At 60.6% G+C, this 14,473-nt stretch carries 17 protein-coding genes; 10 read left to right on the forward strand and 7 right to left on the reverse strand.

Annotated features, from left to right (window positions below; genetic code table 11):
• Window positions 1–60 precede the first annotated feature (60 nt).
• On the forward strand, window positions 61–1,050 hold the full coding sequence (locus ACZ9W6_RS10650; RefSeq protein ID WP_465191111.1) for an asparaginase: 990 nt from the start codon (window positions 61–63) through the stop codon (window positions 1,048–1,050).
• An 11-nt stretch (window positions 1,051–1,061) separates the two neighbouring features.
• Here the strand turns inward: ACZ9W6_RS10650 and ACZ9W6_RS10655 are convergent, their stop codons facing one another.
• The gene (locus tag ACZ9W6_RS10655) at window positions 1,062–1,250 is read right to left on the reverse strand and encodes a hypothetical protein (RefSeq protein WP_465191112.1); all 189 of its coding nucleotides are present in this window, start codon (window positions 1,248–1,250) and stop codon (window positions 1,062–1,064) included.
• Window positions 1,251–1,314: 64 nt separating this feature from the next.
• On the opposite strand from ACZ9W6_RS10655, the gene ACZ9W6_RS10660 reads away from it, so the two are divergent.
• The 9 genes from ACZ9W6_RS10660 (at window position 1,315) to ACZ9W6_RS10700 (ending at window position 7,260) form a co-directional block, all read left to right on the forward strand.
• Window positions 1,315–1,872 (forward strand): AAA family ATPase, encoded by a 558-nt coding sequence (locus ACZ9W6_RS10660; protein WP_465191113.1) that lies wholly within the window; start codon window positions 1,315–1,317, stop codon window positions 1,870–1,872.
• Window positions 1,873–2,070: 198 nt separating this feature from the next.
• On the forward strand, window positions 2,071–2,289 hold the full coding sequence (locus ACZ9W6_RS10665) for an RNA-binding S4 domain-containing protein (protein ID WP_465191114.1): 219 nt from the start codon (window positions 2,071–2,073) through the stop codon (window positions 2,287–2,289).
• Window positions 2,286–2,504, forward strand: coding sequence for an oxidoreductase-like domain-containing protein (locus ACZ9W6_RS10670; protein WP_465191115.1), 219 nt, complete (start codon window positions 2,286–2,288; stop codon window positions 2,502–2,504). Before ACZ9W6_RS10665 ends, ACZ9W6_RS10670 begins: the two co-directional genes overlap by 4 nt.
• Window positions 2,501–3,394: a 3',5'-nucleoside bisphosphate phosphatase gene (locus tag ACZ9W6_RS10675; RefSeq protein WP_465191116.1), complete on the forward strand. Its 894-nt coding sequence runs from the start codon at window positions 2,501–2,503 to the stop codon at window positions 3,392–3,394. The genes ACZ9W6_RS10670 and ACZ9W6_RS10675 overlap by 4 nt, the downstream gene beginning before the upstream one ends.
• Window positions 3,376–3,996, forward strand: a complete 621-nt coding sequence (locus ACZ9W6_RS10680) for an L-threonylcarbamoyladenylate synthase (protein ID WP_465191117.1) — start codon at window positions 3,376–3,378, stop codon at window positions 3,994–3,996. The genes ACZ9W6_RS10675 and ACZ9W6_RS10680 overlap by 19 nt, the downstream gene beginning before the upstream one ends.
• A gap of 13 nt (window positions 3,997–4,009) precedes the next feature.
• Window positions 4,010–4,648 (forward strand): site-2 protease family protein, encoded by a 639-nt coding sequence (locus tag ACZ9W6_RS10685; protein WP_465191118.1) that lies wholly within the window; start codon window positions 4,010–4,012, stop codon window positions 4,646–4,648.
• A gap of 28 nt (window positions 4,649–4,676) precedes the next feature.
• Window positions 4,677–5,873, forward strand: coding sequence for a tryptophan--tRNA ligase (locus ACZ9W6_RS10690; RefSeq protein ID WP_465191119.1), 1,197 nt, complete (start codon window positions 4,677–4,679; stop codon window positions 5,871–5,873).
• A gap of 82 nt (window positions 5,874–5,955) precedes the next feature.
• Window positions 5,956–6,597 carry an HAD family hydrolase gene (locus ACZ9W6_RS10695; RefSeq protein ID WP_465191121.1) on the forward strand — a complete coding sequence of 214 codons (642 nt, stop codon included), beginning with the start codon at window positions 5,956–5,958 and terminating at the stop codon, window positions 6,595–6,597.
• Window positions 6,598–6,621: 24 nt separating this feature from the next.
• Complete coding sequence (locus ACZ9W6_RS10700) at window positions 6,622–7,260, forward strand: hypothetical protein (RefSeq protein ID WP_465191122.1); 639 nt, start codon at window positions 6,622–6,624, stop codon at window positions 7,258–7,260.
• A gap of 62 nt (window positions 7,261–7,322) precedes the next feature.
• Here ACZ9W6_RS10700 and ACZ9W6_RS10705 read toward each other — a convergent pair whose 3' ends face one another.
• Genes ACZ9W6_RS10705 through flhB form a run of 6 tightly spaced genes read right to left on the reverse strand, consistent with a single transcriptional unit; the run spans window position 7,323 to window position 14,444 of the window.
• A complete protein-coding gene (locus ACZ9W6_RS10705) occupies window positions 7,323–8,069 on the reverse strand; it encodes a flagellar motor protein (RefSeq protein WP_465191123.1) in 747 nt (248 codons plus the stop codon).
• A 20-nt stretch (window positions 8,070–8,089) separates the two neighbouring features.
• Entirely contained in the window at window positions 8,090–8,830 is a 741-nt protein-coding gene (locus tag ACZ9W6_RS10710) for an RNA polymerase sigma factor FliA (RefSeq protein WP_465191124.1), read from the reverse strand.
• Window positions 8,831–8,832: 2 nt separating this feature from the next.
• Window positions 8,833–9,696 (reverse strand): MinD/ParA family ATP-binding protein, encoded by an 864-nt coding sequence (locus ACZ9W6_RS10715; protein ID WP_465191125.1) that lies wholly within the window; start codon window positions 9,694–9,696, stop codon window positions 8,833–8,835.
• Complete coding sequence (gene flhF, locus ACZ9W6_RS10720) at window positions 9,693–11,174, reverse strand: flagellar biosynthesis protein FlhF (RefSeq protein WP_465191126.1); 1,482 nt, start codon at window positions 11,172–11,174, stop codon at window positions 9,693–9,695. The genes ACZ9W6_RS10715 and flhF overlap by 4 nt, the downstream gene beginning before the upstream one ends.
• A 3-nt stretch (window positions 11,175–11,177) precedes the next feature.
• Window positions 11,178–13,256 carry a flagellar biosynthesis protein FlhA gene (gene flhA, locus ACZ9W6_RS10725; RefSeq protein WP_465191127.1) on the reverse strand — a complete coding sequence of 693 codons (2,079 nt, stop codon included), beginning with the start codon at window positions 13,254–13,256 and terminating at the stop codon, window positions 11,178–11,180.
• Between the two features lie 21 nt (window positions 13,257–13,277).
• Window positions 13,278–14,444, reverse strand: coding sequence for a flagellar biosynthesis protein FlhB (flhB, locus tag ACZ9W6_RS10730; RefSeq protein ID WP_465191128.1), 1,167 nt, complete (start codon window positions 14,442–14,444; stop codon window positions 13,278–13,280).
• Window positions 14,445–14,473 lie beyond the last annotated feature (29 nt).

A 14,473-nucleotide genomic window follows, 5' to 3' on the forward strand; every position in this document is an offset into this window, starting at 1 on the left:
GATTTACCGATCGCGCCGTTTTTTATTTCCGAATTGCGGCCAAGCTGGCCATGAGTACCGATGATGAAACGCTTACTGATTCTCTACACCGGCGGCACCATAGGCATGCTGCCGACCGCCGATGGTCTGGCACCGGCCGATGGCTATCTTGAGCAGCAACTGTCGCGCCTGGCGCGTGATGGCGTCAGCTGGGAAGTACGCAGCTACCAGCCGCTGATCGACTCCTCGGCCATTACCATCGCGCACTGGCAGCAGCTGGTGCGGGATATTGCCGCTGACTATCAGGCGTTTGACGGTTTTGTGGTGATTCACGGCACCGATACCATGGCCTACACCGCCAGCGTGCTGGCCTTCTGTCTGCAGCAACTGGGCAAACCTGTGGTGCTGACCGGCTCGCAACTGCCGCTTGCTCATCCGCGCAGCGATGGCTGGGGCAATCTGGCGGATGCCATCGAAGCCGCCTGCCAGAGCGATCTGCACGAGGTGGTGATTGCCTTCAACCAGAAACTGCTGCGCGGCTGCCGTGCGCGCAAGGTGGATTGCGCGAGCTTTGCCGGCTTTGACACGCCGAATGCCCCGCATCTGGCCAGCTTCGGCATTCACCCGGCCTGGCATCGCGAGCATTGGCTGCAAGCTGGCGGCGAATTCCGCGCGGTACTGCCGCGTGAGGCGGATATCCGTTTTGTCGGCCTGCTGCCGGGGGCGATGGCGGTCAGTGCCGGCCAATGGTTGGCCGCCAGCCCGCCCGAGGCGGCGATTCTGCAGGTGTACGGCAATGGCAATGTGCCCGATACGCCAGCGCTGTTTGCCGCGATTGCCGAGTTGAAAGCGCGCGCGGTGCCGGTGCTGGTGTTGACTCAGTGCCAGCGCGGCGCAGTCGAGGTGGGTGCTTATGCCGCCAGCCAGCCCTTGTTCCGTGCGGGTGCCATCAGTGGTGCCGACATGACGCCGGAGGCAGCGCAGGCCAAGCTGCTGTGTCTGCTGTCGGGCGGCGCCAGTGGCGATGCCGCTTCCTGGCTTGCGGCCAACCTTTGCGGTGAGCTGGGCTGATTGCCTGTTTTTTAAGCGTTGATAAAAAAGGCCAGTACTATCAGTGCTTTGCCTGATTTATCCACAGCTCGCTCACAAGCCTGTTCAGCACTGGCGTGCATAAGCGGCCAGTGCTGACTGTTTTTTGAGCAGCCTTGAAAAGTCTTTTTGCCATCAAGGGCTTGTTGTGCTTGTCCATAGTTGGCCAACAGCCCTTTCACATGACTTTCCCCGCTGCGTGTGGGTGATTTCTGAATTGCTGCCGTGCAGCGTATAATTCAGCCCATGTCAGTTGCGTCTTCTCCCTTGCTTATTGCGCTTGTCGGCCCCGAGTCCAGCGGCAAATCCACCTTCTGTCAGGCCATGGCTGCACGATTGCAGCAAGCCGGCATCGATGTTGCCGTGGTGGATGAATATGCCCGCGAGTATTACGCGAGCCGTGAATACCGGCCAACGCTGGATGATGTGCTGGCGATTGCCGCCGGCCAGCAGGCGGCTGAGACACGGCTGGCAGCACAGCACCGCGTGTTATTGTGTGATACCACGCGGCTGACTTGCCGCCTCTGGGCCGAAATCGGATTTGGCGTCTCGCCGGCAGCCTTGTCTGCGGCCGATCATGCCAGCCGCTACCGGCTGACCTGGTTGATGCAGCCCGATATACCGTGGCAGGCAGACCCGCTGCGTTCGCATCCGCAAGCCCGCGAGATGCTGTTTGCCCGGCATCAGGCCTTGCTGGCCGAGCTGGCGGTGGATTACCAGGTATTGTCGGGCAGCGTGACTCAAAGGTTGGCCGCAGCCTGGCCGGCCTTGCAAACTTGTCTGCCGGAACTGCCTGCTTTTTAAGCAATGGCTAAAAGCCTTGCTGCAGCAATGACTTGCAGCAGTTGTCCACAAGGGGTGCACAAGCCTGTCCCTTGGCGGTGTGGAAAGCGGATGCAGGCTGATCAAAAAATGATCAGCAAAAAAAGTATATTTACAAACAAAGACTTGTCTTGCTTGTCCACAGTGGATTCACAAGACTGTCAAAAGACTGTGTGAAAAATGAAAGAAACCTTCGAATTGCGTGGTGAGTACATCGCCCTGTGTGACCTGTTGAAAACCACCGGCATCATGGATACCGGCGGCCATGCCAAGCTGTTCATTGCCGAGGGCAATGTCTTTGTCGATGGTCAGCTTGAGCTGCGCAAGACCAACAAGATTCGCGCTGGCCAGATCGTATCGGGCGAGGGCTTCGAGATTCGCGTGGTAGCGGCAGCATGAGCACGTTGACGCCACTGCCGGCCGAGCCGGCCTGGGACGACGAATTCGACCCGGAGCCGGAAAAGCCCGAAGTGCCGGATGACAACGCCTGCTGTCATAGTGGTTGCCAGCCCTGCGTCTGGGATTTCTATGATTCGGCGCTGATCGAGTATCGCGAGAAACTGGCGGCCTGGCAGCTGCGTGAAGCACAGCGTCAGGCAAAGGCAGGGCAATGAACAGCATCGATCTGCACTTTCACTCGACGGCTTCTGATGGCGGTCTGCCACCGGCCGAGGTGATCCGCCGCGCGGCCGAACGTGGCGCCACCTTGTTGTCGCTGACCGATCACGACTGCACTGCCGGCCTTGCCGAGGCGCGGGCAACGGCCCTGGCGGCCGGTGTAGCCTTTCTCGACGGTGTCGAGATCTCGGTCAGCTGGGGCCGCAGCCATACCGTGCACATCGTTGGCCTGGGCATAGCCCCGGACGAGCCGACGCTGGCCGCTGGACTCAAGTCCATCCGCGACGGACGGGTCGAGCGTGCGCGGCAGATGTCGGCCTCGCTGGAGAAGGTCGGCATCCACGGGGCGTTTGATGGCGCAATGGGCTTTGCGGCCAACCCCGAGATGGTTGGCCGCACCCACTTTGCGCGTTTTCTGGTGCAAAGCGGCCAGGTCAAGGATGTCAAAACCGTATTCCGCAAATATCTGACGACCGGCAAACCCGGCTATGTGCCGCACGAGTGGGCAAGCCTGGAAGAAGCCGTTGGCTGGATCCGCGCGGCGGGCGGCATTGCCGTCGTCGCCCATCCGGGGCGCTACGATATGGGCCGCACCTTGCTTGAGCGGTTGTTTACCGATTTCAAGGCCGCCGGTGGTGAGGGGGTCGAGGTCGTCAGCGGCAGTCATAGCCTGGACGACAGCCTGCGCTTTGCGCTGTTTGCGCAAAAACATGGCTTGCTGGCCAGCGCCGGCAGCGATTTTCACGCCCCGGGCGAGGGTGGCCGCGATGTCGGCAGCACCCAGCCCTTGCCGCCGATCTGCCAGCCGGTGTGGGACGCGCTGCAGGCGCGCATCCATCGTCCTGCGGCCAACGTACAGGAGCTCGCATGTCGCAGTTCTTCATGATTCATCCGGAAAACCCGCAGGCGCGGCTGATACGCGAGGCGGCCAAGATCATTCGGGATGGCGGGGTGGTCGTGTATCCGACCGACTCCTGTTACGCGCTTGGCTGCCACTTGGGTGACAAGCAGGCGATGGAGCGGCTGCTGGCGATCCGCCAGATCGATCTCAAGCGCCACCTGACTCTGGTGTGCGCCAATCTGTCGGAATTGGCCAATTACGCCAAGGTTGATAATGCGCAGTACCGCATGCTGAAGGCGGCGACGCCGGGCAGTTTTACCTTTATTCTGCAGGCCAGCCGCGAGGTGCCCAAGCGCACCCTGCATCCGAAGCGCGCCACCATTGGTCTGCGCGTGCCTGATCATCCGGTTACGCTGGCCTTGCTGGAAGAGCTGGGCGAACCCATCTTGTCCTGTACCCTGCAATTGCCGGGTGACGAAGAGCCGCTGACTGACCCGTATGAAATCCGCGAACGGCTGGAACACGCGGTCGAGCTGGTGATCGATGGTGGCTGGTGTGGTACCGAGCCGACCACGGTGGTCGACATGACTGACGGTGTCGAATTGATCCGGCGCGGCAAGGGCGACGCTGCCATTCTTGGCCTGTGACAAAGGAAAAACATTGGAAGAGCTCAATCTGATCCAGAAAATCTCGGTGTATGCCTTGCCGGTGCTGCTGGCGATTACCCTGCACGAGGCGGCGCATGCGTATGCTGCCAAGATTTTTGGCGACAAGACCGCCTATATGCTGGGGCGGGTAACACTGAACCCGATCAAGCATATCGACCCGCTCGGCACCATCGTGCTGCCGCTGATCGCGGTGACGCTGGGTGGCTTCCTGTTTGGCTGGGCCAAGCCGGTGCCGGTCAATGTCGGCGCCTTGCGTGATCCGCGCCGCGGCATGCGCTGGGTCTCGGCGGCTGGTCCTGCGGCCAACTTCGTCATGGCCGTGATGTGGGTGTTGTTGTTCAAGCTCGCCATCACCATGGACAACGATTACACCCGGCCGCTGGCACTGATGAGCCAGGCCGGCATCAGCATCAATGTGGTGTTGATGGTGCTGAACCTGATGCCGCTGTTGCCGCTGGATGGCGGCCGCATTCTCGAGAGCTTCCTGCCGCCGCGGCTGGCCTACAGCTTTTCGCGTATCGAGCCTTACGGCATGTGGATTTTGCTGGCGCTGGTGTTTACCGGCCTGTTGTCACCGATCTTGCGACCCTTCATCAATCTTGTGTACGACCTGCTCGGCCTGCTGGTCTGAGCCGGAATAACCTTTTCGGAACCCTTACATGTTTGCCAACCGTATCCTCTCCGGCATGCGCCCAACCGGCAGCCTGCACCTTGGCCACTATCATGGCGTGATCAAGAACTGGGTCGAGCTGCAAAGCAGCCACGAGTGCTTCTTCATGGTGGCCGACTGGCATGCGCTGACCACCAACTTTGACGACGTGTCCATCATCGGCAAATCCATCCACGAGATGGTGATCGACTGGCTGGCCTCGGGTGTCGATCCGGAACAGGCCACCATTTTCGTGCAGTCGCGCGTGCCGCAGCATGCCGAACTGCATCTGGCCTTCTCGATGGTGACGCCGCTGGGCTGGCTGGAACGGGTGCCGACCTACAAGGACCAGATGGAAAAGCTCAGCCACAAGGATCTGACTACCTATGGCTTCCTTGGCTATCCGTTGTTGCAGGCGGCCGACATCCTGATCTACAAGGCTGGCCTCGTGCCGGTGGGCGAAGACCAGGTGCCGCATATCGAACTGACCCGTGAAGTGGCACGCCGCTTCAACCACATGTTTGGTCGCGAGCCGAATTTCGAAGAGCTGGCCAAGGCCGCCGTCAAGAAAATCGGCAAGGCCGGCAAGCAATTCGAGCAACTGCGCACCGCCTATCTGCAGGACGGCAATGTCGAGGCACTGGAAAAGGCACGCGAAATCCTGGCCATGAGCCAGAACCTTGGTGGCGCTGACCGCGAGCGCCTGATGGGCTGGCTGGAAAACAAGGGCAAGACCATCCTGCCGGAGTGCGAAGCCAAGCTGACTGCCGCCTCCAAGATGCCGGGTCTCGATGGCCAGAAGATGTCCAAGTCTTACGGCAACACCATCACCATGCGCGAAGCGCCGGAAGCGGTATCGAAGAAAATCCGCGCCATGCCGACCGACCCGGCGCGTGTGCGCCGCACCGATCCGGGCAATCCGGCCAAGTGCCCGGTATGGCAGCTGCACGAGGTATACAGCAGCGGCGAGACCAAGGAATGGGTGAAGGCCGGCTGTAGCAGCGCCGGCATCGGCTGTCTGGACTGCAAGCAACCGGTGATCGACGCCGTGGTGCGCGAGCAGCAGCCGATGTTCGAGCGTGCCGAGAAGTATCTGTCCAACCCGAAACTGGTGACCGAGATTCTCAACGAGGGCAATGCCCGCGCCGAGAAGGTTGCCCGCGCGACGATGGATGATGTGCGTCAGGCCATGGGTCTGGTGTACTGAGCCGTGAGGCGTTGATTGGAGCAAAAGGTTGGCCGCAATATGCGGCCAACCTTTTTTGTATCAGCAGGTGATGGGGGAGTGAATGCAAAAGTACAGCACGCTGGTGTTTGATCTGGATGGAACCTTGAGCGATCCGCTCGAGGGCTTCATGCTTTGCCTCAATCATGCCTTGCGCGAGCATGGCGAGCCGGAGCGTGAACGGGCCGAGCTGTGCTCGCGCATCGGGCCGCCGCTGGATGAAACGATAGCGCAGCTGTTACCGGCTGCCGATCCGGCGCGCCAGCTGAGCGTATTGAGCAGCTATCGCGAGCGTTATGCGCGGCTTGGCTACGCCGAAAATACGCTCTATCCGCAAGTGGCTGAAACGCTGGCCAGCCTGGCTGCCAGCGGGGTGCACATGGGGCTGTGTACCAGCAAGCGCGCCGATTTTGCCGAGGCCATTCTCAGCCTGTTCGGCCTTCGCCAGTATTTTGCCTTTGTCAGCGGCGGCGATGTCGGTATTCGCAAGGGCAGCCAGCTGGCCGATTTGCTGCGCGAGGGGTTGATAGATGGGCAGGCGCTGATGATAGGCGATCGCAAGCATGACCTGATTGCCGCCCGCGAGAATGGCCTGGCCTGCTGCGCGGTGCGCTGGGGCTATGGCAGCGAGGAGGAGCTGCAGCACTACGCACCCGATCATCTGCTGGATACACCGCAGCAGTGGCTGGCACTGGCCGCATTGTGATGACGCTGCGACAGAAGGATAGCCATGGCTTCGGCGATTAAGACCCTGACAATCGCGATGACGGCAAAGCGCTATCTGTTGCCGGTGTTGGCCGCATGGCTGCTGGCGGGGATAGTGCTGGGCTGGTGGCTGGAGAGTGTGGCCTTGTTCTGGCTGCTACCGATTGCCGGTCTGACTGTCTGGTATCTGCTGGCCGCCTGGCACGATCGTCGACAGCTGTCTGCCGCGGCGAAGGATGCCATCTGGCAGGAGTCGGTAATGTTGGCCGCAGGCGAATCAGCGTGGCTGCGTTTTCGCGACTTTGTGCTGCATGGTGATGAAGCCATTCAGGTGCAGTGCATGCCGGTCGTGTTTACCCGCTTGCGCTGGTGGCGCAAGAACCTGCTGGATAGCGGTGCCCGCTTTGTCTGTTTGTGCCCGGCATTTCCTGATAACTACACCCTGCAAAGTTTTGTCGATGCCGCAGATGATCAACAGGATGGCTTCACCTTGCTGTTGAAGGGCGGTGGCGATTGCTATGCCATCGTACCGGCCAAGGGGAAAGTGCTGTGGACGCTGGAGAAAAGAAGCGGGGATGATCGCTGGCTGGAACTGCGTTTGCAGTTCCGGCGAGAGGGGAATAGCTGGCTGCTGGCAGATATCGGCAGTGGCTGGCTGAGATAGCGGATGCCGCATGTGACAAGGCCAGCCTGTCGGCTGGCCTTGTTGTTGGCGTGTCGTGGTGATCAGGCGAGGGCGGTAAAGCTGCGCAGGCGCGCCTCGATGATGCGCGGGTTTTCGCCGTTGGCAATCGCGATCAGCCCTTCGACGGTCAGCTCCTTGATATTGCTTTCCAGCATGATCAGGTTTTTCAGCTTGTTGGCCATCGGCAGGAACAGCAGGTTGGCCACGCCGACGCCGTAGACGGTCGCGACAAAGGCCACCGCAATACCGCCACCGAGTTTGGACGGGTCGGACAGGTTTTCCATTACATGAATCAGGCCCAGCACGGCACCGAGGATGCCCATGGTCGGCGAATAGCCGCCGGCGGCTTCCCAGATTTTGGCCGATTGCTTGCGTGCCTGCTCGTTCATGTCGATTTCGGTTTCAAGCACATCGCGGATGACTTGCGGCTCGGCACCATCCACCAGCATCTGCAGACCTTTTTTGACAAAAGGGTCTTTCTGCAGATTGATGAAGCCTTCCAGCGCCAGAAAGCCACCACGGCGGGCGGCCTGACTCCAGCCGACGATGTCGCGGATCAGTTTTTCATGTTCGTACTGTGGCGGCTTGAAAATCCAGCCGGCCATCTTGATGCCGTTGATGAACTGCTTGGGCGTGCATTGCAGCATGACGGCACTGGCGGTGCCGCCGATGACAATCAGAAATGCGGTAACTTGCAGCAGCGAGCCGATATGGCCGCCTTCGAGTGCCTGGCCGGCAAGAATGGCGGTCAGGCCGCCGATGATGGCAATGATGCTGATCTTGTCCAATGTGGCTTTCCCCTCGCCGCTCAGGTCCACTCGCGCAAGCGCGAGCGCAGGCGTGCAATGGCCTGGCTATGCAGTTGCGAGACGCGGGATTCGGAGACGCCTAGTACGGCGCCGATTTCCTTGAGGTTGAGATCCTGTTCGTAGTACAGGCTCATCACCAGCTGGTCGCGCTCGGGCAGCAGCTTGATTGCATCGACGAGGGCCGAGCGGAAGCCGTCATCAGACAGCTGTTCCAGCGGGCTGGCCAGATTCTCGTCCATGATGTTGTCGACCGGATTGCTGTGGCCTTCATCATCGCCGTGAAAGTCTTCGAAGTGCACGAGGCAGATGCCTTTGCACTCGGACAGCATGCTCTGGTACTCGGGCAGCGGCAGCTGCATGGCTTCGGCGATCTCGCTCTCGGACGGCGGACGGCCAAAGTCGTGCTCGAGCTTGTGGATGGTCGATTCGATCTGGCGCAGATTGCGACGGGTCTGGCGTGGCAGCCAGTCTTCGCGGCGCAGCTCGTCGAGCATGGCACCGCGAATGCGCTGGCTGGCAAAAGTTTCGAATTGCACGCCCTGGTTCTGGTCGAACTGGCGGGCAGCCTCGATCAGGCCGATGGTGCCGACCTGGATCAGGTCGTTGATGTCGACACTGGCAGGCAGGCGCGCAATCATCATGCTGGCCAGCTTTTTCACCAGCGGCGCGTAGGCGGTAATGTCGATCTCATGGCTTGGCCGGTGCTGCTGGTAGGCTTGCCATTTTGGTGGTGCCGGCATGTCTAGTTACCTGTCAAATCTGCAAGCGCCTTGCTTGTCATCAGTAGCTGCTCCAGATAGCTGCCTCGCGGCATCGCTGTGTCGGCAGTGTGCCATTGCGGCAGCAGGGCTGCCAGTTGCATGAAGGCCTGGGCGGCATCGCTGTCGGGAAAGGCCTCGACTACGGGTCGTCGCAAGGTCTGGCTTTTGCGTATGGTGTTGTCGTCCGGCACGAAGCCTACCCAACGCAAGCCCACGTTCAGATAGTCACCGGCCACACTCTGCAGGCGATAAAACACCGACTGCGCCTCGTCAAAGTTGGCCGCAGCATTGACCAGCACATTGAAGCGGCGCTGGGCGTATTCGTGTGCCAGCTTTTTCAGCATGGCATAGCCACCGGTCAGGCTGTCGGCTGCCGATGAAATCACCAGTACCAGATTATCGGCAATGCAACAGGGGGCCGGATCCTCCGCCAGCGGCGGGGTATCCAGCAACATCATCGAGGCATCATGCTCGACCAGGGCAAATTCGGTAATCAGCCGGCGCCAGATGCGTGGCGACAGCCGGGTTCTTTCTTCGACGCTGGCGGTCAGGTTGATCAGGCTCATGCCGTGACGGTTGCTGACCAGCAGCTCGGCCAGATCGCCAAGGCTGATATTGATATTGGCCAGTGTGCCGGCGGCAGGCAGGCCGAGTCGTCTGGCCAGACCTTGGCCGGCATTATGCTCGACCAGCAAGGGGCGATGTTTGAGCAAGGCCAAGGCGGAGGCAAGTTCTCCGCTGACCGTGCTGCGTCCGCTGCCTTCGGCACCGAAAAAGGCGAACGATGGCGGATAGGGCAGGGCAATTTGCTGCCGCAGGCTGGCAGCCTGGTCAAACAGACTCATGACAGCCATCCGGACTGGGCGGCACTCAGAATGGCGGCTTCGCCCTGGCCGTCGGCATTGAACGGCGAGTTTTGCAGTGCAGCGCGCATGGCGCGATCGATCAGCAGCTCGGCATGGGCAGCGTGAATGTCTTCCGGCACGCGCTGGCCATTGGTGACGTAGAACAGGCGCAGGCGGTGGCGTATCACCACGTCCAGCCCCGGCCCCAGCGCCAGTGCTTCGTCAATCTTGGAAATGATGGCCCCGGCCAGACCATCGCCACGATAGTGGCGCACCACGTCTTCAAGGGTATGGCCGTCTGCGTTGGCCGCGAGCAGCAGCAGTCGCTCCACCGGCCGGCCGGTCTGACTGAACATTTCCAGCTGCGCCTGCACGCGGGCATCACGCTGGCTCATGCCGACGGTGTCGATCAGGATGATCTTGCGGCTGTAGAGGTCGGCCAGTGTCAGCTGCAGATCGCCTTCGTTCTGTACCGAAAACACCGGCACGCCGAGAATTTTGCCGTAAATGCGCAGCTGGTCCTGCGCGCCGATACGATAGGTATCGGTGGTAATCAGCGCGACATTCTGCGCACCGTGGCGCATGGTAGCCCTTGCGGCCAACTTGGCAACAGTGGTGGTCTTGCCGACACCGGTCGGGCCGACCAGGGCGTAAATGCCGCCGCGTTCGATCGGATCGTGTTGCGGGTCCATGCACTTGAGATTGTGGATCAGCGCCGAGCGTGCCCATTTTTGCGCAACCTCGCCCTCGTATTGTGGCGGCAGTTTTTGCGTGAGTTGGCGAATCAGGGTCGCGCTGAAGCCGGCTGTCAGCAAATGGCGGAACAGCTCGGTGCGATTCGGCGTCTTGTGCTCCATGTCCGACCAGGCAAAGCCGGCCAGCTGGCTTTGCAGCAGGCTGCGCAATTGCTTGATTTCGTCGCCGATCTGCTTGAGCTCCTGCGCCATCTGTTCGCGTTCGGCATCATGCGCGGGAGGTACTTGTGCCGGCGCAGGCTTGGCGTTGGCCGCAGGTCTGGCTTGCGCGCTAGCGCTTGCCGCTGCTGGCCGTGGTTCAGGGGCAGGAGGCGGCGCACTCTGACGAACGTGATCCAGGAAGGGCCTTGGCTCGTTTCGGGCCGGACGCGGCGCTGGCGGCGGTGCGGGTGGCGGCTCTGGTGCTTCCAGCGGCTCTACCGGCATGGCATAGGTACGTGCCAGTGCGCGGTTGACACTGGCACTGGCCTGCGGTGCTGGCGCTGCCGTGTGGGCTTGTGCCTGTACCTGCGCCTGGGCGCTGCGCGGCGGATGCTTGGGCTGGGCGGGCGGATTCAGCGTGGTGGCCAGTGCAGAAACATCGGCATCCGCCACGGCCATGATCTCTACCCCGCCGCCCGGTGTCGGGCGGTTGGACAGGATCAATGCATCAGCGCCAAGTTCTTCACGAACCTGGCGCAATGCGTCCCGTGTTGTTTTGCCGTAGAACTTTCTGACTACCATTCTTTAGCCTTTGCTCCCCCCGATCACCGCAATTATACGAATGGATTTGCTATCCGGTATCTCATTATGCGAAATCACGCGTAATTGGGGTAGTGCCCTACGCAGAAAGCGTGCCAGAAGTGGGCGTAATGCCGGCGGTGTCAGCAAGACGGGGTTGTAACCCTGATTCTCGACTTGCTCCGATTGTGCGGCAGCATTGGCCAGCAGATTTTCGGCGAGGCCGGGTTCCAGTCCGCCCCCTTTGCTCTGAACCGCCTGCATCAGGATGCCCTCGAGCTGCGGATCCAGCGTCATCAGCGGCAGTTCCTGCTCGCCGGGGAACAGTTGCTGCACGATGGCGCGTGACAGTGCTGTGCGCACGGCGCTGGTCAGCTCGTCGATATCCTGGGTAATGCCGACGTGGTCGGCCAGCGTTTCGATGATGGTGCGGAAATCGCGCAGATGGATACCTTCGGTCAGCAGCTGCTGCAGCACCTTCTGCAGGGTACCGATGGCCACCACCTTGGGCACCAGATCCTCGATAAGTTTTGGCGCATCCTTGGCCTGATGGTCGATCAGTGCCTGGACTTCTTCGCGGCCCAGCAGCTCGGCGGCATAGGTCTGCAGCAGATTGGACAGGTGGGTGGCGACGACGGTGCTGGAGTCAACCACGGTATAGCCTAGGGTCTGTGCCTGTTCACGGTTGGCCGCATCGACCCAGATGGCGGGCAGGCCGAAGGCCGGGTCGGTGGTTGGCGTGCCGGGCAGATCGCCGCTGACTTGTCCGGGATTGATCGCCATGAACTGGCCGACATAGGCTTCGCCCTGACCGATTTCTACACCTTTGAGCAGGATGCGATAGGCATTCGGGCGGATTTCCAGGTTGTCACGGATATGTACCGGCGGCACCAGAAAGCCCAGTTCCTGTGCCATTTTCTTGCGGATGCCGCGAATGCGGCGCAGCAGCTCGCCATCCTGGTCGCGGTCTACCAGCGGAATCAGGCGATAGCCGACCTCCAGCCCCAGTGCGTCCACCGGCTGTACGTCTTTCCAGCTGACCTCGGCCAGCGGTTGATCGGGCAGAACTGGCGGCGGGGCGGCTTCGACGGGTTGGCCTTGCTTGGCAATGGCACGCTTTTCCAGCCAGCGCGCGGTGCCGGCCAGAATGGCTGCAAAGGTCAGGAAGGCCGCATGCGGCATGTTTGGAATCAGGCCCAGCATGCCGATGACGGCGGCCGTCAGATACATGACCGAAGGATTGGTAAACAGCTGGCCAAGCAGCTGCTCCGACAGGCCTTTTTCGGTACCGACGCGCGATACCACCATACCGGCGGCGGTCGAGATGATCAGCGCCGGAATCTGGGCAACCAGACCGTCGCCGATGGTCAGCAGGGTATAGGTATGTGCAGCATCGGCCAGCGGCAGATCGTGCTGCAGGATACCGATGATCAGGCCGCCGACAATGTTGATCACGATGATCATGATGCCGGCAACCGCATCGCCACGAACGAATTTGGAGGCACCGTCCATCGCACCGAAGAAGTTGGCCTCTTCGGTAATCTTGCTGCGGCGGGTGCGCGCTTCTTCTTCGCCGATCAGGCCGGCGTTCAGGTCGGCATCAATCGCCATCTGCTTGCCGGGCATCGCATCCAGTGTGAAACGAGCCGAGACTTCGGCAATACGGCCGGCACCCTTGGTGATGACCACAAAGTTGATGATGGTCAGGATCACGAAGACCACGATACCGATGGCGACGTTATCGCCGATCAGGAAGTGGGCAAACGATTCGATCACCGCGCCGGCTGCCCCGGGCCCGGTGTGGCCATCCATCAGGATTACTCGGCTACTGGCGACGTTCAGCGACAGCCGCAGCAGGGTGGTGATCAGCAATACCGAGGGGAAGGAGGAGAACTCGAGCGGCTCGCGCGTGTTGATCCCCACCATCAGCACGATGATGGAGACGGCAATATTGAAGGTAAAAAAGATGTCCAGCACCACGGGCGGGAGCGGTAACACCATCATGGCCAATACCAGGATGATGAGAACCGGTCCTGCCAGCGTGTTGATGTCTATTTTTTTGAATAGATTCAGCAGGGCATCCATGCGTTATTGTTTTGGCATTCGCTATGTGGTTTTTGGCGGGCTATGTTGCTGTCGTTTGCTTTCCGGGTCAAGCTCGGGCGGGACTTCCAGCTGTTCGGGGAAGATCGGCGCCATGCCGCCGTGTTGCTCGAAATGCTTGAGTTGATGAATGTAAGCGAGTACCTGGGCGGTGGCGGTATAAAGGTTGGCCGGGATCTCGTCGCCGGGTTCCATATTGAAATACAGCGCACGGGCATAACTTGGCGTGCGCAGGATGGTGACCTTGTTTTCCTCGCCCATCTGGATGATCTTCTCGGCCAGCTTCAGGGTGCCTTTGGCGACCATGACGGGCGCACCCATCTTGTCTTCATATTTGATAGCCACCGCGTAGTGGGTCGGGTTGGTGACAATGACGCTGGCGCCGGGGACTTCCTGCATCATGCGCCGGCGCGCCGCTTCGCGTTGCAGCTGACGGATACGGCCTTTGACTTCGGGCGAGCCTTCCTGCTCCTTGAATTCTTTTTTGACCTCTTCTTTGGTCATGCGCAGATTGCGGGTGTATTGCCATAACTGGAAGGGCACATCGATGACCACCAGCAGCAACATGGAGCCGACCACAATCAGAAAGGTATGCTCCATCAGATCAGCCAGCTTCAGCAGGCCGGCATCCAGCGGCATGCGCACCAGGCCGATCAGCTCGTCGCGCTCGCTCCAGATTACCCAGGTGGCCACGCCGCCGATCAGCCCGCTCTTCAGGATGGCCTTGAGTCCTTCGGTGGCGGCATCGACAGAAAACAGGCGCTTGATGCCATTCAGCGGATTCAGTTTGCCAAAATTGGGCATGAAGCCCTTGCTGGTGAAGTTCCAGCCGCCAATCAGCAAGGGGGTCAGCAGTGCTACCAGAAACAGCCCGCCAAGTATCGGCGCAAGTTCGACGGTGATGTCGAACAGGCTCTGGCGAAACTCGACCATGATCTCCATCGGGTCTTTGAGCCGTTCCTGATCGAAACTCAGCCAGTAGCGCATGCTTTGCTTGAGGCCGGCAAAGACCTGGGCTCCGATGGAGATCAGCAAGGCGACGCCGGCCATGGTGACGGCAAAAGTGGCCAGTTCGCGCGATCGCGGAACATTGCCCTCCTGACGGGCTTGCTCCAGTTTTCGCCCCGAGGGGGCTTCCGTGCGATCTTCTTTATCCGAATCTTCAGCCATGCAGCAGGCACTCTCTCGGGGCGGGTTGA

The sequence above is a fragment of the Vogesella lacus genome (assembly GCF_979366295.1).

Excerpts from the sequence above, each read along its gene's own strand:
- ACZ9W6_RS10650 (WP_465191111.1), top strand. The coding sequence starts at position 61 with ATGATGAAACGCTTACTGATTCTCTACACCGGCGGCACCATAGGCATG.
- ACZ9W6_RS10660 (WP_465191113.1), top strand. The coding sequence starts at position 1,315 with ATGTCAGTTGCGTCTTCTCCCTTGCTTATTGCGCTTGTCGGCCCCGAG.
- ACZ9W6_RS10665 (WP_465191114.1), top strand. The coding sequence starts at position 2,071 with ATGAAAGAAACCTTCGAATTGCGTGGTGAGTACATCGCCCTGTGTGAC.
- ACZ9W6_RS10670 (WP_465191115.1), top strand. The coding sequence starts at position 2,286 with ATGAGCACGTTGACGCCACTGCCGGCCGAGCCGGCCTGGGACGACGAA.
- ACZ9W6_RS10675 (WP_465191116.1), top strand. The coding sequence starts at position 2,501 with ATGAACAGCATCGATCTGCACTTTCACTCGACGGCTTCTGATGGCGGT.
- ACZ9W6_RS10680 (WP_465191117.1), top strand. The coding sequence starts at position 3,376 with ATGTCGCAGTTCTTCATGATTCATCCGGAAAACCCGCAGGCGCGGCTG.
- ACZ9W6_RS10690 (WP_465191119.1), top strand. The coding sequence starts at position 4,677 with ATGTTTGCCAACCGTATCCTCTCCGGCATGCGCCCAACCGGCAGCCTG.
- ACZ9W6_RS10695 (WP_465191121.1), top strand. The coding sequence starts at position 5,956 with ATGCAAAAGTACAGCACGCTGGTGTTTGATCTGGATGGAACCTTGAGC.
- ACZ9W6_RS10700 (WP_465191122.1), top strand. The coding sequence starts at position 6,622 with ATGGCTTCGGCGATTAAGACCCTGACAATCGCGATGACGGCAAAGCGC.
- ACZ9W6_RS10710 (WP_465191124.1), bottom strand. The coding sequence starts at position 8,830 with ATGCCGGCACCACCAAAATGGCAAGCCTACCAGCAGCACCGGCCAAGC.
- ACZ9W6_RS10715 (WP_465191125.1), bottom strand. The coding sequence starts at position 9,696 with ATGAGTCTGTTTGACCAGGCTGCCAGCCTGCGGCAGCAAATTGCCCTG.
- flhF (WP_465191126.1), bottom strand. The coding sequence starts at position 11,174 with ATGGTAGTCAGAAAGTTCTACGGCAAAACAACACGGGACGCATTGCGC.
- flhA (WP_465191127.1), bottom strand. The coding sequence starts at position 13,256 with ATGGATGCCCTGCTGAATCTATTCAAAAAAATAGACATCAACACGCTG.
- flhB (WP_465191128.1), bottom strand. The coding sequence starts at position 14,444 with ATGGCTGAAGATTCGGATAAAGAAGATCGCACGGAAGCCCCCTCGGGG.